Source organism: Streptomyces olivaceoviridis (assembly GCF_014650115.1).
Classification (GTDB): domain Bacteria; phylum Actinomycetota; class Actinomycetes; order Streptomycetales; family Streptomycetaceae; genus Streptomyces; species Streptomyces olivaceoviridis.
The window spans coordinates 1-1,143 of the sequence record NZ_BMUI01000108.1 but is presented as its reverse complement, the minus strand read 5'-3'; the positions used below and the strand labels follow the sequence as shown (position 1 = coordinate 1,143).

At 68.6% G+C, this 1,143-nt stretch carries 1 protein-coding gene; it reads left to right on the top strand.

Translation table 11 applies throughout. The features are described from left to right. The coding region (locus IE273_RS43105) for an IS110 family RNA-guided transposase (RefSeq protein WP_189820551.1) at window positions 1-1,143 on the top strand (1,143 nt) is incomplete at its 3' end.

The following is a 1,143-nucleotide window of genomic DNA, read 5'->3' as shown; positions in this document are numbered from 1 at the left end:
GTGCCCCGGATATGGGCCGGAGTGGACATCGGCAAGGAACATCACCACTGCGTGGTGATCGACCAAGACGGCGAACGGCTGCTGTCCCGCCGGGTCCTGAACGATGAGTCGGCCCTGCTGGAGCTGATCGGTGATGTCCTGGCCCTCGACACCAACGTGCTGTGGGCTGTTGACCTCAACGGCGGTGGCGCCGCGCTGCTGATCGGTCTGCTGCTCAGCCACGACCAGCCGATGGTCTACATCACCGGCCTGACCGTGCACCGCGCCTCTGCTTCCTACCGAGGCGAGGGCAAGACGGACGCCAAGGACGCCTTCATCATCGCCGACCAGGCCCGCATGCGCCGGGACCTGGGCCCGCTGCGGCCCGGCGACGAAGTCGCCGTCGACCTGCGCACGCTCACCACCCGCCGCACAGACCTCGTGGCCGACCGCACTCGCCAGATCAACCGGCTCCGCGCGCAACTGTTGGAGATCTTCCCGGCACTGGAACGATCGCTGGACCTGACCAACAAGGGCCCGGCCATCCTGCTCACGGGCTACCAGACCCCGGCCGCGATCCGCCGCACCGGGACCAAGCGGATCGAGACGTGGCTGCGCAACCGCAAGGTCCGAGGTGCCGCCACGCTCGCCAGAACAGCGGTGGAAGCGGCCGAGGCCCAGCACACGGCCCTTGCCGGGGAGAAGCTGGCCGCCGCCATGGTGGTCCGTCTCGCGAAGGGGGTGATGGCCCTTGATGAGGAGATCGCGGAGGTCGAAGCTCTCATCGAGGCCCGGTTTCGCGAGCACCCGGATGCGGAGGTGATCCTCAGCCTGCCCGGCATGGGCAAGATGATGGGCGCCGTGTTCATCGCGGCCACAGGTGGGGACATGGACGCCTTCGGCAGCACCGACCGGCTCGCCGGCTTCGCCGGCCTGGCACCTGCCCCGCGTGACTCCGGTCGCGTCAGTGGAAACCTCCGCAGACCGCGCCGTTTCCACCGCGGGCTGCTCAACGCCATGTACCTCTCCGCGCTCTCCAGCCTGAAGAGCTGTCCGGCCTCCAAGGCGTTCTACGCACGCAAGCGAGCCGAGGGGAAGGGACACAAGCAAGCGCTGCTGGCTCTCGCGCGCCGCCGCTTGAACGTCCTGTGGGCCATGATCCGC